We start from the raw sequence: 15,920 nt of genomic DNA, 5'->3' as shown, positions 1-15,920 counted from the left end.
AAACAAACAGAGGCCGCAAGTAGCAGCCTCCGCTTGCAAAAACTATTGATAAATCAGCTCTGTCAAAATGACTTCCTCTGCTTGTGCTTTCAGCGTGTTCATCAGCCCCACCCAGCGCATGGGATCACGGGCTTTCAGTTCTTCGGTGATGCCTGCTGCCTCTATCATGCGGGGCAGCATGGTGTCCATACGCTCCCGCGCCGCCCGGTCAATCTCCAACAGGTGCGGGTACAGCTTTTCACTCAAAATCAGGCTGCTGTAAAGGCCGGGCCGGTGTTCCTTCAGGTAGCGTTGCCGCATCCGGCCATACTTGCCGATGGGGGCCTCCGGCTGCTCGGACAGCTTCAGGTCGGGGATGTAGTAACCTCCACAACGGGTATAGGTCAGTTTTTTCATGGTGCTTCTCCTTTTCGTGGTGGTTTATCAGAGGACAGTGCTGGCCGGTAAAGCAGCCCTGCGCGGTTCCTGATGGGGTAACTGGCTGACGGTAGTATAAATGCCCTTTGCCATATCTTCGGCGCGGATAGCTGCCTTTGCCGCCTCCATCTGTGCCTTGCGTTTGGCGTTGTAGCGTTCCTCCCATTCCTTCTGCTTGCCGTTTGCCTTGCGCCGCAGATAATTCCTGTGAAGCCTGTCCTTGCGTTCCTCCTTTTTCCGCAATTCCTCCTGTTCCTCCGGCGTGAGGGGAACCGGCTGCATGGCGGGCGGGATATACCGGCCCACAAAGTTGAAGTAAATCTCAACCTCCTGTGTGGTGTCCTGGCTGCCTTTGCGGGCGCGTTCATGGACAAGAATTTTCTCGACAAACTCGTTGAGCATGGTGTTCGTCAGGGTATCGAAGTTCTCATATTTATCAATCAGGGCAATAAACTTCTCCGCAGATTTCCGGCTCTGTTCGTAGCCGGTCACGGCCTTTTCCAGTTCAGCGATTTCCGCATTGAGGGCGTCCTGTTCTTTGGCATACTGTGCGTCCAGGGCCTCATACCGGGCGTCCGGCAGCTTGCCCAGGGCGTTGTCCTCGTAGATTTTACAAATCAGCCTTTCCAGTTCCCCAGCCCGCTTTTGAGCGGCGGCCAGCCGCTTCCGCTTCTTGGAGATGTCGGCGGTCTGCTGGGCAGCCTGTGTTTCCTGAACAGTGCGGATAAACTCGGCCCGGTCATTCTTGGAATACTCCGCGATGGCCCGGAGCATATCGGCAATGAGGGTCAGGACGGCTTCGGCCTTGATGCGGTGCTGCGTAGGGCAAAGGGAGCCGATAGGGTACTTCCCATACTGTCCACAGGTGTACTGCGGGACGCGCTTGCCATTGTAAGTGCGGTGAACATACATCTTGCCGCCACAGTCGGCGCAGTACATCAGGCCGGTCAGAGGATGGGCTTCCCCAAAGCCGTCCGGGTAGCGTCTGGCGTTTCCTCGGATGCGCTGCACATTATCAAAGGTTTCCTGGTCGATAATTGCCTCATGGGTGTTCTCAAAAATCGTCCACTCGCTTTCATCGACATAGTGGCTTTTCTTGTCCTTGAAGTGCTTGCGGGTCTTGAAATTGACGGTGTGGCCTAAATACTCCCTCTTTTTCAAAATTTCAACGACAGTAGAAGCACTCCAACGGTAAATATCCGCAAAAGTTTTATTCTTGTTCACTCCCTCGCCATAGCGGGCAAGGTGAACGGCGGGCATTTCAATTTTTTCTTCTGACAGCTTAGTTGCGATCTGATAGGGGCCGTAGCCCTCCATCGCAAGCGCAAAAATATGGCGTACCACAGCGGCGGCTTCTTCATCCACAAGCCAGTGTTCCCGCTTTTCGTCCCATAGGTAGCCATAAATGACAGTGCCGGTCAGGTGCTTGCCGCTCATGCCTTTGGACTTGAACACAGAGCGGATTTTCCGGCTGGTGTCACGGGCGTAAAACTCGTTCATGATGTTGCGGAACGGGGTGAAATCATCATCGCCTTTCAGACTGTCCACACCGTCGTTGATGGCGATCAGCCGGACGCCGCGCTGCCGCAAAATCTCCATGACCTGGCCGACTTTCAGATAGTCGCGCCCCAGGCGGCTCATGTCCTTTATGACGATTGCCTCCACCCGTCCGGCCTCGACTTCCTCCATCATCGCCAGAAAGCCGGGGCGGTCAAAACGGGTTCCCGATACTCCGTCATCGGTGAAGTGAGTGGGATTCGGCAGCCCGTTCCGGCGGGCATAGTCCTCTAACATCTTTTTCTGGTTGGAGATGGAATTGCTCTCGCCCTGTAACTCATCGTCGCGGCTCAAACGCTCGTACAGAGGGGTGATTTTTTCGTTTCTCATGGCTGTACCTCCCGAAATGAAAATGCTCTAAGTGACTGCTTCATCAACCATGACAAAAACCATGATTAAGAAGTCACTTAGAGCATACATCTCCTGCGGCCAATTTATATTTGGCATATTGGCGCACCGCAAAGTGGTTGGGTTCCCGCTCTTTCAGCTCATCAAACATCAGGTCAACGGCATTTTTGAACTCCTCATCGTCCTCCCGGACCTCCATGCTGTTTATCATCTCGATGAGTGTGGAAAAGTTCTGTTCCTCCACCGGGGCCTCGTAGTGGATGTAGCCGATGAGCGCGCAGTACAGCAGCGTCTCGGCCTTGACCCAGAAATCGTCCCCGGCCTTGCCCTCGCCCTTGGTATTGGCGATGAGCGTTGTCACCAGCTTCAAAATATCCTTTTCGCTGTGAATGTAGCTGAAAGGGTTATAGTGCATGGACTTCTTGAAGTTGATGGTGTTCAGCACCTTGATCTGGTACGGCTCATAGATGACTTTGCCGTTTTTGTCCTTCACCGGCTTGCCGTCCTTGCCCAGCTTGGGCGCGCCCCGCTGAAGCATTTTGCCGCACTCCACCAGGATGGTGCCCTTCGGGTCCGTGACCACATAGGAGCTGTGCATCTGCATCAAATTCGGCTTGAGCCAGAAGCGGGTCTTGCCGGAGCCGGAACCGCCAATGACCAGCACGTTCTTGTTGCGGGCATACTTGGGGTTCTTGGGGCGGCTGGACATGGTGAGCCGCTCGGTCTGGGTCAGAATGACGTTATTCTGGAACACCGGGTCGATGTAGGGGGCAATATCCTCATGGGTGCCCCAACGGGCCGAACCATACTCCACGTTGTGGCGGTACTTCTTGGCGTTCTTGCCTTTCAGATACACCGCCAGCCGCAGGCCAGCGCCGCAGCAAATCCCCACGGCCAGGTCCAGCGGGTGCAGGCTGGGCCACCAGCTACCCAGCGCCACCGGCAGGGTGGAGAAGAATGAGAGCATTTTGGCCGAAGCGTCCGCCCCGGTCGCCAGCCGCCAGGCTTCCCCCAGGTTGGTGGCAAACAGGCCCAGCAGGAAATAGGGCAGGTTCAGCAGCACCAGCTTTTTCAAATTCAGCTGCTTCATCGTTCCAGCTCCTTCCGGCGGCTGCGGTCCACCACGGTATTTTTGAGCAACTCCTTGAACTGGGCCAGCTTCGCCAGCACGGACGGGCGCTCGCTGCGATCGGCCTTCTTGACCTTCTTCTGGGTGTACTCCGAGAATGCCGCCGTCAGGGCGTCGGCGTCACGGGCTTTGAAGAAGATTAGGTACTTGGGCGGCGAGGCGCTGCGGTCCTTTTTCACCGCATAGTCCACGCCGTACTTGCGGGCGATGCGCTCAAAGTCCCGGATAGACGGGTCGTTGATCTCGATGTTGGAGACGCCCTGGTTCTGCCCGATGAGCTGCTTCACGGTCTGCTTGCCCTTGGGGGTGACGGGGGAATCTCGGCTGCGCTGCTTTTCCAGCTTTTTCTCCCTGCGGTGGGCCATGTACTTGGATATGGCGGCTTTGAACAGCCGCCCGGTGAACTTGGTGCCGCTGACAACCAGCGTCAAGGTTCTGTTTTCTACTTCCTCCTGCATAGGTCATCGCCTCCTTTCCACGGATTTTGCAGGGGTGGCGCTTGATACTAAGGCGGGACCACCAGCCGCCGTAACAGGTGGCGGCCCGTCATACCGTCACCAGAATCAGCGACCGCAGTTCCGCAAAGTGCAGCTTTCCCTTGGGCGTCACCAGCGTGTAAGAGCCAGTGTGGCCGTTGCGGCAGAAATCCTTCACGCAGAACAGCCCATCGTTGGCGCTCTTGGCGTAGGGCAGCACACAGCCGGAGGGGGCGCGGTAAACGTACCGGCGTTCCAGCAGGAAACGGACGAACCGCCGCTCCGGCACCTCCAACTCCTTGGCGGTGGTGCGCAGGTTGGTGCTGTGGCGCAGGTCAATAAACAGGTCGTAGTAGACGGCCTTGCCTTGCAGCCGGGCGTTGTCTGCTTGCAGCGCCGCATTCTTCTCGCGCTCAGCCAGCAGGTCGGAGCAGAGCTTCAGCAACGCCTCCGGCGAAGTGGCGACCTCCCACAGCTTTTCTCTGGTGAGGTAGGCCCCGTGCTGGCGGATGGTGGGCAGGACTTCATCGAACACCCAGCGTTCAAACCGCTCCGCCGAGGGCAGTTTGCTGTGGACGATGAGGCGGTAAACGTCGCCTTCGGGGATAAAGAGCATCTCTACCATCTGTACGGCGGGGGTTCCGTCTGCCTTTTTGCCAGTCTGGACCCCTATGGAACGTTTCGTTCCACAGCGGGTATGGTCGCGGACAGCCTTGCGGGGATTGGTATATCCCAACGCAGTTGCTACGTCCGTTCCGCAGAACAGGTACTTGCCGTCCTCCTCAATGACGCGGATGCTGCCAAACTCCGGGTTTTTGAAAATTTCCATCTGGTTCATATCGTGCCTCCTTGGGCGGTGCAGCAAAAAGGCGGCCATTACCAGCCGCCTGCGTGCATATCGTGGTTGACCTGGGCCGTGTAGTGGTTGCTCATGGTGGTGGGCGCGTTGAACAGCACGGTCAGCAGGTACTGCTTGATGTTGCGGACCTCGGTGGTGTTGTTGTGCAGGCACTCCATGACGAACTCGATGTGGGAGCTGTCCAGCTTCAGGAACCGGGACCGCACCACCTCATGGGGGAAGTCCGCCCCGGCAATGCGGGTGGTCTTGCGTCTGGCGCAGACCGTTTCCACGATCAGCTCCACGATCTCGTCCAGATCCTCCCGGTAGGTCGAAAACTCCCGGCACAGGTGGTCGTACTCGATGTTCTCCAACACCAAATCCCGATAACTCTCCATTTCTTCCACCGACATCGCATCCCGTCCTTTCCGTTCCGGCGGCCTGGCCGCCGCAAATCCCCGGAAGGGAATGGAATCGGTACTTGGTACATCCGTTATTTGTTTTTGGGTCTTTGATTTCTCTATATTTAATTCTGCGGGCTTTTCCGTATCCGGGTCAGCCAGATACGGGTTTTCCGTATCTGGTGAAGCCGTATCCGGCTGGGGCGTATCCGACGCTTTGGGCTGGGGCTGCTCATAGATGACATACTCGGTGTCGCTGATGCGGCCCTGCCGGTCCCGCATCTGGTGGCGGACGATGTACCCGGCGCTTTCCAGCTCCCGCAGCGCCCCGCCGATGGCGTCCACGCCCTCCTTGCAGATTTTGGCGAGGCCGCGGGTGGTGTAGTTCCAGTCCTCCGGCAAGGACAGCATCATGGACAAAAGCCCCTTGGATTTCAGCGACAGCGCCTTGTCGCGCAGGTGGTGGTTGCTCATAACGGTATAATCACGGGTCCGTTCAATACGAAAAACGGCCATTTCATCACTCCTCTCGGCATTTATGGCATGAAAAAAGCCGCAATCTTTCAAAAAGACTGCGGCGGTCAGGTGCGATATTTCCGGCTGCGCCAGGAATAAGGCGGCTTTGGCACAGGGGGCCGGGTAAAAACGTCCTGCTCACTCACAAAGGGCAGGCGTTGCATCACCCGGTCGATCTCAGTGCTTTCCATGTCATGCTGGGATTGGCAGTGTTCGCGGATGGCCTCTTGAATCTCTCTAACGGTACACATAGTTCATTCCTTTCTTGGCAGATGGTGGGTTTACGAGTGACGGCGTTTCTTTTTTGGCTTGAAATCGAGGATATGCCCCTCGACAACGTGGGCATACCGCTTAATTTTGATCTGTTGGCTGTGCTGGGCGTCCAGGGCCTGCCGGTAGCCGTCCTCGGTGAGAAACAGCCGCATTTCATCGCCGGGGCTGCCGTAGGAGCCGGGGCGCAGGACGGAAAACTCAATCATCCAGCGGGTATTGTCCCGAAAACGCTCCACAGCCAAAATGTTATGTCCTTTCAGCTCGCGGGCTGAAATATCCCTCATAGGCAACTCCTCTCTCAGCGTTCGTGCTGTTGCTGGCGCTTGCGCTGCCACTGTTCCAGCAGCTTGATGATGGTCTCCTGCATCCGCTGGGGCGTATAGCTCCGGGGAAAATATTTGCGCAGGGTGTCGCTGGTGAAGGTGATCTTGTCCAGGTCGCTTTTCTTTTCTTCCCCCATGATGACCCGCATCATGTCGAGGGTCAGGTGCCCCTCCTGGCTGTACTTTTTCAGCCGCTGGGCCTGGGAAAGCGACGGCGTGGCCTGTTCGCTGTCCATCGCGTCCAGCAAATCCACCTGTTCCTCTTTTTTGAGGAAGGACAGCTCGTAGGCCGGGTTGAAGGCGATTTTCTTCTCGTCCACCATGTCCAGCAGTTCGGGGATCAGCTCGGTGAGGCGGATGTATCGTGAAATCTGGTTGCGGCTCTGCCCAACCTGCTCTGCCAAAATTTCTCTGGATTCCTTGCCATCGAAATTCCGCCCAAGTTGGGCGGAATTTTTAGAAGGACGTCCGGCCTGCCTTTTCATGGCCTCCAGCTTCATCTTATAAGCAAAAGCCCGCTCACTGGGGAGCAGGCTTTCTCGCTGCAAATTGCTGTCAACCATGATAATGGTGGCCTGGTCGTCGTCCAGGTCGCGGACAATGACCGGCATGGTATCCTTGCCAGCCAGCTCACTGGCCCGGTGACGCCGGTGCCCGGCAACCAGTTCATAGCCGCCGTTTGGGTCCGGGCGGGCAATGGCCGGGACCAGCACGCCGTACTGCCGGATGCTGTCTGCGGTCTCCATCATGGCCTCGTCATCCTTGACCTTGAAGGGGTGGTCCTTGAACGGGTGCAGCTCGGACAAGGGAATTTCCAGAACCTTCTCCCGCTGGGCATCGGCGCGGCTTTCCTCGGTGGAAAACAGGTCATCGACTGAGGCCAGCTCTACTTTTTTCGCGCTGCTTTTCAAGTTTCAACACCTCCTTCGTCAGATTGCGGTAGCCCTCGGCCACTTTGCCGCCGGGGTCATGGGCGAAGATACTCTTGCCCTCGGCGCTGATTTCCTTTGCCCGGACCGAGTGGGGGATTTCGGTGCCAAACACCTTGATTTTGCTGCCGTAGGTCTCCCGCAGCAGGGCGGCGATCTCTTTCGCAAAGTTGGTGCGGCTGTCCACCATCGTCAGCAGGATGCCGTCGATCTGGAGCTTGGGGTTCAGCTGCCGCTTGACCTTGCTGATGGTGGACAGCAGCTGTTCCAGGCCCTTGGCGGGCAAGTACTCCGCCTGGACGGGGACTATGATCCTGTTGGCTGCCGCCAGCGCGTTGACCGTAAGCATCCCCAGGGAGGGCTGGCAGTCGATGAGGATATGGGAATACTGTCCCTTCACGGTGTCCAGATACTGCCGCAGGACGGTTTCTCGGCTCATGGCGTTCACCAGCGATACCTCCATGCCGGACAGCTGGATGTCGGCGGGCATGAGGTCCACGCCCTCCGGGTGGTGCAGGATGCCCTCGCCGGGGTGCAGCGGCTCGTCCATGAGGATGCGGCCCATCGCGTCGGACAGAGTAAAGGGCAGCTTGTCCGGCTGCGGGTTGCCCAGGCTGATGGTGAGGCTGGCCTGGGGATCGGCGTCCACCAGCAGCACCTTCTTCCCGGCCTGCGCCAGCCCGATCCCTAAGTTGGCACAAGTGGTCGTCTTGCCGACGCCGCCCTTCTGGTTGGCGACGGCGATGATTTGTGGGTTCATCGTATTTCACCTCGTTTCTGTTTGTCGTGTTTGGTTCTGGAAATAGAAAAAGCCGCCACTACTTTCTTGAAAAAAGAGTGACGGCTTTTTCTGATCCCGGAACATTAGTCCCCGGAAAATCGAGTAGGAGGCTACCCATTAGTTGAGCAGCCGTCCTCTCACACCACCGTGCGTACCGTTCGGTACACGGCGGTTCAATCGCATAAGTGCAGTTTGCGAATTTGCTCGTACTGTGCCGAAAAGTTGTAATACCCGGCCAGTGCGAGCTTTTCGTTTGTAATGGAACGGCTGAGGACTGCGCTTCCAGCCACTCTCCAGTAGCCCAGGCGGGTATTCCCCCATTGGTAGGCCTGCCACGCAGGGATACCTAACTTCTGTAGGTTTTGCACCCTGGTTTTCGGCTTCTTCCACTGTTTCCAGATGTACATGCGAATTCTGCGCCGCAGCCATTCATTCCAGCGTTGCAGTGTGCGCTTCATATCAGCGATGTAGAAGTACCCAATCCATCCTCGGATGAACTCCTTCACCTTTGCCATCACCATGCGCACATTTCTGCCCTGGCTCCTGTCGGTCAGCTCTCTCAGCTTCTGTTTTGCTTTCTGTAGGGAATTCCTATGAACTCGGATATATACTCCTCGTCCACTCTTCCCCAGACAGCAGCCCAGAAACTTGAAGTTACGGTTGGAGAAAAGACTAACCACCTTGCTCTTTTGAAGATTCATAGTCAGTTTCAGTTTCCCCTCCAGGACCTTTCGGCAGGATTCCAGCATGTGCTCCGCTGCCCGTTTGCTTTTGGTCACCACCACGATGTCATCCGCATAGCGCACCACCTTCACGCCACGTTTGGCCATTTCCTGGTCGAACTCGTTCAGGTAGATGTTTGCTAACAGCGGAGATAGAGGGCCTCCCTGTGGAGAACCCTCCCTCGTTCTGGTTGTGACACCATTCTCCATGACACCGGCTTTCAGATACTTCTTAATCAACCCCGTTACCCGTCTGTCGTGGATTTGTTTCCGCAGCAGTTCCATCAGCAATTCGTGGTTCAGCGTGTCAAAATATTTGGACAAGTCCACTTCTACGGCGTAGGTGTAACCTTGTTCTGCGTATTTCTTCACCTGGCGCACCGCTTGCTGTCCGCTTCTTCTCGGACGGTAGCCGTAACTTGCATCCGAGAACAGCGGTTCATAGATTGGCTGTAGCTGTTGGGCAATAGCTTGCTGGATGATCCGGTCTACCACCGTTGGGATGCCCAACTTGCGCACACCTCCGTCTGGTTTCGGGATTTCCTTTCGCCGCACCGGGGATGGGGTGTATTTTCCCTCCAGGATGCTTTGAAGCAATTCCGCTCTGTGTTCCCGTAGCCACGGCAAGGCCTGCTCTACGGTCATTCCGTCGATACCAGCTGCTCCATGGTTGCGTTTGACCTGCTTGTACGCTCTGTTCAGGTTGTTCCTGTCCAGAATCCGCTCCAGCAGGTTCTCTGCACCGTCTCTTTCTTTCCCTTCCCCAGGGCTGGCACTCGGCACTTTTGCATACTCTTCACGTTCCACGCTATCCCTCTGCACGAAGCCCTTTCGGTATTTTGCTGTCATGGCACCAGTCCTTCTTCCGGTATTGTACTCAAGACTTACGATTGTTCAGCCCTTCCCGTTTTTTTTTCCGGTACTATGGCCTCTGCTGACTTCTTACGGCAAGCTTTACTCCGCAGGTTCAGATTTTTTTCTCCCTACTTCTGCGTCCGTAAGATCTCCCCGGGTAAGAGCAATAACCTTCCTCCCATATATCTGCCGCATTTACAATGCAAAGTTCGGGCAGTATTGGACTTTGTCTTGTGCAGCAGACTCGTCCGCTTTGCATTGCCTCCTATGCGGTTTCTGTTCGTCAGACCGGGAGTTTGCCCGCAGAGGCACTTCACAGCCTCCACATCCGGCTTCCTTCAGATTCCACCTTGCGATGGACACCCTTGCCTTCGGCTAACAGTTCCTACTGCCAAGTCTGTAGTGGACTTTCACCACCAAGTTATTGCCCATGCCGGGCGCACTGCAAAAAGCGCCCAGCAGGAACACTGAGCGCTTTCGCAATAAAATCATATTCATTTGTTCAGATTTGGTCAAACTATGCCAAACCGATTTTGCATAAAAATGCAGAGAGGCCAAAAGACAAAAATGACCTTCGGGGTGGGTCAAGGGGCAAAAAAGTTGTCCTATGATTTAACCCATTAGCCCTCATTTTTGGGGCGGTTGTCCTTTATTTAACCCATAAAAATTGGTTCAAAACGGGTCAGACTACTCCAAAATTCGTCAAACGAGACAGAACTTTTGAAATAGAAAAAGCCCGGAAAACCGCGGTTTTCCGAGCTTTTTTGATGCTTTTGGGGCGTTGATCAGCGCTTGCTGAACTGCGGAGCGCGACGGGCAGCCTTGAGGCCGTATTTCTTACGCTCTTTCATACGAGGATCGCGGGTCAGGAAGCCAGCCTTCTTGAGGGCGGGACGCAGAGCCGGATCGTACTGCAGCAGGGCGCGGGACAGGCCGTGGCGGATTGCGCCAGCCTGGCCGGAGCAGCCGCCGCCGATAACGTTGACGACAACATCAAACTTGCCGTCGGTCTCGGTGAGGACCAGCGGGCTGCGGACCAGCAGCTTCAGGGTGTCGAGGCCGAAGTAATCCTCGATATCGCGGCCGTTGATGGTGACCTTGCCGGTGCCATTGTAAACGCGGACGCGGGCAACGGAATGCTTACGACGACCGGTGCCGTAGAAGTAAGGTTTTGTCTCGTACATATTCGATTGCCTCCCTATCAAAGTTCGACAGCTTCGGGCTTCTGGGCAGCATGGGCATGCTCAGAGGTCTTGTAGCAGTGCAGGCGGGTGAGGGCCTTGGCGCCGATGGTGTTGGAGGGGATCATACCCTTAACGGCGTAGGTCATGGCCTTGTCGCTGTTCTCGGCCATCAGCTTCTTGTACTGGGTCTCCTTGAGGCCGCCGATGTACAGCGAATGGGTGCGGTGGAACTTCTTCTCCAGCTTCTTGCCGGTCAGAACCGCCTCGTCACAGTTGATGATGATGACATGGTCACCGCAGTCAACGTTCGGGGTGAACGTGACTTTATCCTTGCCGCGCAGCAGCACGGCAGCCTTGGCAGCAACGCGGCCGAGGGGCTTGCCCGCGGCGTCGATCACATACCACTTGCGGTCAGCCATCTCTGCGGGCTTTGCGAGAGTAGTGCTCATAATGTAAACCTCCATCCAAATTCCAGGGCCGGGAAGGCCCCGGACCTATCGTCAAGCGCGGCGCGATGGGCCGCGCCGTTTTGCGCAAGTGTGATTATAGCAAATCTGCGCTCTTTCGTCAATAGGTGAAAGCTGATTTTTTTAATTTATCCTGTACAAGCTCACGAATGCTCTTGTTTTCTCTCTCTTGCTCCGGTTTTCTCAAACTCGATTTTTCAAACAATGCTGGCGGAACGGCCGAAATCTCACAGATTCCGGCCGGCAAGGGGGAACAATCCGGCAGGAAAGATCGTCCTTTCTCTCTATATAAGTCTTTGTCAGGAAAGAGGGCAAGCCGCTGTGCAGGGGAGAGGGCGGCGTCTGACGGGCGGCCTTTCGGCGGCAAGGCACCGGAAGCGTTCCGCAGGAAGAAAAAAGCCGGATGTGTGGGGACAGGGACAGCGCAGATTGTGCAGAAAACCCGCTTAAAGCAGTTGGCGTCCGGGCAGGGCGCCTTCCGGAGAAAAACACAAGAGGAGAACTGTACGCCATAAAAATACAAAAATCTGACAATTTGCATAAAAACTCTGAACTGATTTAGGACGCTAAAGAAAAACCGACAAATTGTTAAGAAATTATTGACAACCGCAAATCAGGGGACTAAAGTATTAGCCATATCGACCAAATGCAGTGAACGGGACATGATCCGCGGCAGCCGGCTTCCAGAAAGCCGCCGGTTGTGCGAGGCGGCAGCAAACGCGCCGCGGACCCTCACCCGCCAGCAGCCGAGGTGAAAGCACAGCGTTGTGCGCGCCGTGCAATAGCCGCGGCCGGATGCCCACCGTTACAGGGGCTCGCAGTTGCTCAGGCGGCTGCGGCAGAGGTGGCCGTCCGGGCAAGCGGACGGCAAGCGAAGTGGTATCGCGGAGGAGCATCAGGCCTTCGTCTTCGATCCCCGACCGGTCAAACGGTGCGGGGCTGAAGACGGAGGCCTGTTTCGTTTGCGGCATTTGGTCGGTGGAAACAGAAAAGAGGTAAGAGAATCATGAACACGCTTGTCATCGTATTGATCGCTGCGGTCTGTCTGGCTGCGGCCTACGCCCTTTACGGACGCTGGCTGGCCAAGACCTGGGGCATCGATCCCAAGGCCGTTACCCCGGCCCATCGCTTCCAGGACGGAAAAGACTACGTCCCCACCGACGGCTGGACGGTTTTCAGCCATCAGTTCTCCTCCATTGCAGGCGCCGGCCCTGTCACCGGTGCCATTCAGGCGGCTGCTTTCGGCTGGCTGCCCGTCCTGCTGTGGATTCTCATCGGCGGTATCTTCTTCGGTGCAGTCACCGACTTCGGCGCCCTGTATGCCAGCGTCAAGAACGACGGCAAATCCATGGGCCTGCTCATTGAAAAGTACATCGGCAAGTTCGGCCGCAAGGTCTTCCTGCTGTTCTGCTGGCTGTTCACCCTGCTGGTCATTGCGGCCTTTGCCGACATGGTGGCAGGTACCTTCAACGCCTATGAGGTTGTGGACGGTGTGACTCAGCTGTCCGCCGCCGCCAAGCCCAACGGCGCTGCAGGCTGCATCTCCCTGTTCTTCATCGTCTTTGCCATGCTGCTGGGCCTGATCCAGAAGAAGTTCCACTTCACCGGCTGGAAAGAGATCGTTGCCGGTCTGGTCTGCACCGTGGCCGCTCTGGCACTGGGCATGCTGATGCCCATCACCCTGGGCAAGGAAGCCTGGCTGTACATCACCTTCATCTATATTTTCTTTGCCGCAACGCTGCCCATGTGGCTGCTGAAACAGCCCCGTGACTTCATGACCACCTTCATGTTCGTTGGCATGATCGTCGGCGCGGTCCTGGGCCTGCTGGTTGCCCATCCTTCCATGAACCTGCCCGTCTACACCGGCTTCGACAATGCAAGCCTGGGCACGCTGTTCCCCATCCTGTTCGTCACCGTCGCCTGCGGCGCCGTCTCCGGTTTCCACAGCCTGGTTTCTTCCGGCACCTCCTCCAAGACGGTGGACAATGAAAAGGATATGCTCAAGGTCGGTTACGGCGCTATGGTCACCGAGAGCCTGCTGGCTGTGCTGGCCCTCTGCGTCGCCGGTGCTGCCGCCGCTGCCGACGGTACCCCCGCCGCAGGCACTCCCTTCCAGATCTTCTCCAACGGCGTTGCCGGTTTCCTGGAAATGTTCGGTGTTCCCGTCTATGTGGCCCAGTGCTTCATGACCATGTGCGTTTCCGCTCTGGCGCTCACCAGCCTGGATGCCGTCGCCCGTATCGGCCGTATGAGCTTCCAGGAGCTGTTCAGTGTTGACGATATGAAGAACGCCGAGGGCTGGCGCAAGCTGCTCTGCAACACCTGGTTCTCCACCATCGTTACTCTGGTGTTCGGCTTCATCTTGGCCAAGATCGGCTACTCCAACATCTGGCCGCTGTTCGGTTCTGCCAACCAGCTGCTCAGCGCTCTGGTCCTGGCGACCCTGTGCGTCTTCCTGAAAGTCACCGGCCGCAGCAACAAAATGCTGTTCCCGCCGCTGGTTATCATGCTGTGCGTGACCTTCACCGCTCTGGTGCAGCGCCTTATCGCTCTGTGCCAGGCTGTGGCCGCCGGCAGCGCCACCTTCCTGGTGGAGGGCCTGCAGCTCATCATTGCGGTGCTGCTCATCGCCCTGGGCCTGACCATCGTGGTCAGCTCGGTCAAGGCGTATATGTCCTCCAAAAAGGACGCGGAAAAGGCCAACGCCTGAGTTGCCGCTGCCTTGACATGACAAGATAAAAAAGTGCGGCCATCCTCCCGCAAGTTGGGACGGCCGCACTTTTTGTTTGCTGAATGAAAAATAAACCGGCCCGCCGGCGGAGCAGATACTCCACGGCGGGCCGGTTGATTATTTGAGCGGCTCAACTCAGAAGGTCAGGTTGCCGAACTCGCTGAGCTTGAGGTTCTCGTTGTGCTGAGTGGCCCAGTCGATGCTCCAGGGGCTGGCAAAGAGCAGCAGACGGTTGCCTTTCAGGTCCTCGATGCAGCGGGTGTCGCTGGTGATGTCCAGCGTCTTGGGGTCCAGCTCATCCACAGGGTTCAGAATCCAGCGGATGTACTCGTAGGGCAGGTTCTGCATGCGGATGTCCACATTGTACTCGTTTTTCAGGCGGTACTCCAGCACTTCCAGCTGCAGCACGCCCACCACGCCTACAATGACTTCCTCCATACCAGCGCCCAGGTCGCGGAAGATCTGGATGGCGCCCTCCTGGGCGATCTGTTCCATGCCTTTCACAAACTGCTTGCGCTTCATGGTATCCACCTGGGTCACCCGGGCAAAATGCTCGGGGGCGAAGGTGGGAATGCCCGCAAACTGCACATGCTTTTTGCCGGTGCAGAGGGTGTCGCCGATGGAGAAGATGCCCGGGTCGAACAGGCCGATGATGTCGCCTGCGTAGGCCTCGTCCACGATGGCACGGTCATCGGCCATCAGGCTGGTGCCGGTGGCGAGCTTGATGTTCTTGCCCTCCTGCACGTGGAAGGCCTCCATGCCGCGCTCAAACTTGCCCGAGCAGATGCGCAGAAAGGCGATACGGTCCCGGTGGTTTTTGTTCATGTTGGCCTGAATTTTGAAGATGAAGCCGGAGAACTCTTCCCGGCAGGGGTCCACCAGCTCGCCGGTGGGGGCGTCGGCCCGGGGGAGCGGCGGCGGGGTCAGGCGCAGAAAGTCCTTCAGGAAGGGCTCTACGCCGAAGTTGGTCAGGGCCGAACCGAAAAAGACAGGGGACAGGGTGCCGTTGTGCACCGCTTCCAGGTCAAACTCCTCGGCAGCGCCGTCCAAAAGCTCGATGTCGTCGGCCAGGCGCTGATGGTTCTCGGCGCCGATGAGCTCGTCCAGAGCGGGATCGCCCAGCTCGGCGGCGATCTCGTCCACCATCTTGACGCCGTTGGCGCGGCCGTCGCCCTCAAAGGCCAGAACACGGCGGGAGGAACGGTCGAACACGCCCTTGAACCGCTTGCCGCAGCCGATAGGCCAGTTCATGGGATAGGTCTTGATGCCCAGAATCTCCTCGATGTTCTCCATCAGCTCAAAGGGGTCGCGGGCCTCACGGTCCATCTTGTTGATAAAGGTAAAGATGGGGATGTGGCGCAGGGTGCAGACCTTGAACAGCTTGATGGTCTGGGCCTCAACGCCCTTGGCGGCGTCGATGACCATGACGGCCGAGTCGGCGGCCATGAGGGTACGGTAGGTGTCCTCGCTGAAGTCCTGATGTCCCGGGGTGTCCAGAATGTTGATGCACTTGCCCGCATAATTGAACTGCAAAACAGACGATGTGACGCTGATGCCGCGCTGCTTTTCAATGTCCATCCAGTCGGACACCGCGTGGCGGGCACTCTGCTTGCCCTTGACGGAGCCCGCGGTCTGGATGGCGCCCCCGTACAACAGCAGCTTTTCGGTCAGTGTGGTTTTACCGGCGTCGGGGTGCGAGATGATCGCAAATGTGCGCCGGCTTTCGATTTCTTCGCGCATGGATGCCATGGTACTGCTTCTCTCCTTCCAATTGGCGCCGGGATGCCGCCCGGCGCACTGCTCGTTATCGACGGACGGAGACGCGGGTCTCCGCCGGTTCTGGTGGTTCGTCCGTATGCTCCGGCCCGGCAGCGGCGCCGCGGAGCCTGAACGGGAAGCAGGATGCGTTTTACATTTTCCCTCTCCTCACAAATAAGACATACCTGTTTATCATACATGTTTTTTTGCGGGAT

Annotated in this window: 14 protein-coding genes and 1 pseudogene; 1 reads left to right on the top strand and 14 read right to left on the bottom strand. The window is 57.1% G+C overall.

The genetic code is table 11. From position 1 onward, the window contains the following. Window positions 1-42 precede the first annotated feature (42 nt). The 13 genes and pseudogenes from INF35_RS05135 to INF35_RS05075 form a co-directional block, all read right to left on the bottom strand. Entirely contained in the window at window positions 43-396 is a 354-nt protein-coding gene (locus INF35_RS05135) for a TnpV protein (RefSeq protein ID WP_193500424.1), read from the bottom strand. A 27-nt stretch (window positions 397-423) separates the two neighbouring features. Further along, the gene (locus INF35_RS05130; RefSeq protein WP_193500423.1) at window positions 424-2,304 is read right to left on the bottom strand and encodes a recombinase family protein; all 1,881 of its coding nucleotides are present in this window, start codon (window positions 2,302-2,304) and stop codon (window positions 424-426) included. A 91-nt stretch (window positions 2,305-2,395) separates the two neighbouring features. Beyond that, a pseudogene (locus INF35_RS05125) lies at window positions 2,396-3,412 on the bottom strand (type IV secretory system conjugative DNA transfer family protein); the annotation flags it as partial. After that, window positions 3,409-3,909, bottom strand: coding sequence for a PcfB family protein (locus INF35_RS05120; protein ID WP_193500421.1), 501 nt, complete (start codon window positions 3,907-3,909; stop codon window positions 3,409-3,411). The pseudogene INF35_RS05125 and the gene INF35_RS05120, both read right to left, overlap by 4 nt. An 88-nt stretch (window positions 3,910-3,997) precedes the next feature. Continuing rightward, entirely contained in the window at window positions 3,998-4,765 is a 768-nt protein-coding gene (locus INF35_RS05115) for a BRO family protein (RefSeq protein ID WP_193500420.1), read from the bottom strand. A 38-nt stretch (window positions 4,766-4,803) separates the two neighbouring features. After that, entirely contained in the window at window positions 4,804-5,682 is an 879-nt protein-coding gene (locus INF35_RS05110; RefSeq protein ID WP_193500419.1) for a DUF6017 domain-containing protein, read from the bottom strand. A gap of 281 nt (window positions 5,683-5,963) precedes the next feature. After that, window positions 5,964-6,239 carry a DUF5720 family protein gene (locus tag INF35_RS05105; RefSeq protein WP_193500418.1) on the bottom strand — a complete coding sequence of 92 codons (276 nt, stop codon included), beginning with the start codon at window positions 6,237-6,239 and terminating at the stop codon, window positions 5,964-5,966. A 14-nt stretch (window positions 6,240-6,253) separates the two neighbouring features. Then, window positions 6,254-7,189, bottom strand: a complete 936-nt coding sequence (locus tag INF35_RS05100; protein WP_193500417.1) for a ParB/RepB/Spo0J family partition protein — start codon at window positions 7,187-7,189, stop codon at window positions 6,254-6,256. Next, window positions 7,146-7,967, bottom strand: a complete 822-nt coding sequence (locus INF35_RS05095) for a ParA family protein (RefSeq protein WP_193500416.1) — start codon at window positions 7,965-7,967, stop codon at window positions 7,146-7,148. Before INF35_RS05095 ends, INF35_RS05100 begins: the two co-directional genes overlap by 44 nt. A 194-nt stretch (window positions 7,968-8,161) precedes the next feature. Then, window positions 8,162-9,559: a group II intron reverse transcriptase/maturase gene (ltrA, locus tag INF35_RS05090; protein ID WP_193500415.1), complete on the bottom strand. Its 1,398-nt coding sequence runs from the start codon at window positions 9,557-9,559 to the stop codon at window positions 8,162-8,164. A gap of 791 nt (window positions 9,560-10,350) precedes the next feature. Next, complete coding sequence (rpsI, locus tag INF35_RS05085; RefSeq protein ID WP_193500414.1) at window positions 10,351-10,749, bottom strand: 30S ribosomal protein S9; 399 nt, start codon at window positions 10,747-10,749, stop codon at window positions 10,351-10,353. Window positions 10,750-10,766: 17 nt separating this feature from the next. Beyond that, window positions 10,767-11,198 (bottom strand): 50S ribosomal protein L13, encoded by a 432-nt coding sequence (gene rplM / locus INF35_RS05080; RefSeq protein ID WP_193500413.1) that lies wholly within the window; start codon window positions 11,196-11,198, stop codon window positions 10,767-10,769. A 118-nt stretch (window positions 11,199-11,316) separates the two neighbouring features. Continuing rightward, window positions 11,317-11,757 (bottom strand): hypothetical protein, encoded by a 441-nt coding sequence (locus tag INF35_RS05075; protein ID WP_193500412.1) that lies wholly within the window; start codon window positions 11,755-11,757, stop codon window positions 11,317-11,319. A 465-nt stretch (window positions 11,758-12,222) separates the two neighbouring features. Here INF35_RS05075 and INF35_RS05070 point away from each other — a divergent pair, with 465 nt between their 5' ends. Next, window positions 12,223-13,926, top strand: coding sequence for a carbon starvation CstA family protein (locus INF35_RS05070; RefSeq protein ID WP_193500411.1), 1,704 nt, complete (start codon window positions 12,223-12,225; stop codon window positions 13,924-13,926). Window positions 13,927-14,082: 156 nt separating this feature from the next. Here the strand turns inward: INF35_RS05070 and INF35_RS05065 are convergent, their stop codons facing one another. Next, entirely contained in the window at window positions 14,083-15,696 is a 1,614-nt protein-coding gene (locus INF35_RS05065) for a peptide chain release factor 3 (protein WP_193500410.1), read from the bottom strand. Window positions 15,697-15,920 lie beyond the last annotated feature (224 nt).

Origin of the sequence: Gemmiger gallinarum (assembly GCF_014982805.1) — a bacterium.
GTDB classification, from domain to species: domain Bacteria; phylum Bacillota; class Clostridia; order Oscillospirales; family Ruminococcaceae; genus Gemmiger; species Gemmiger gallinarum.
This window is presented reverse-complemented; position numbering and strand designations above follow the sequence as displayed.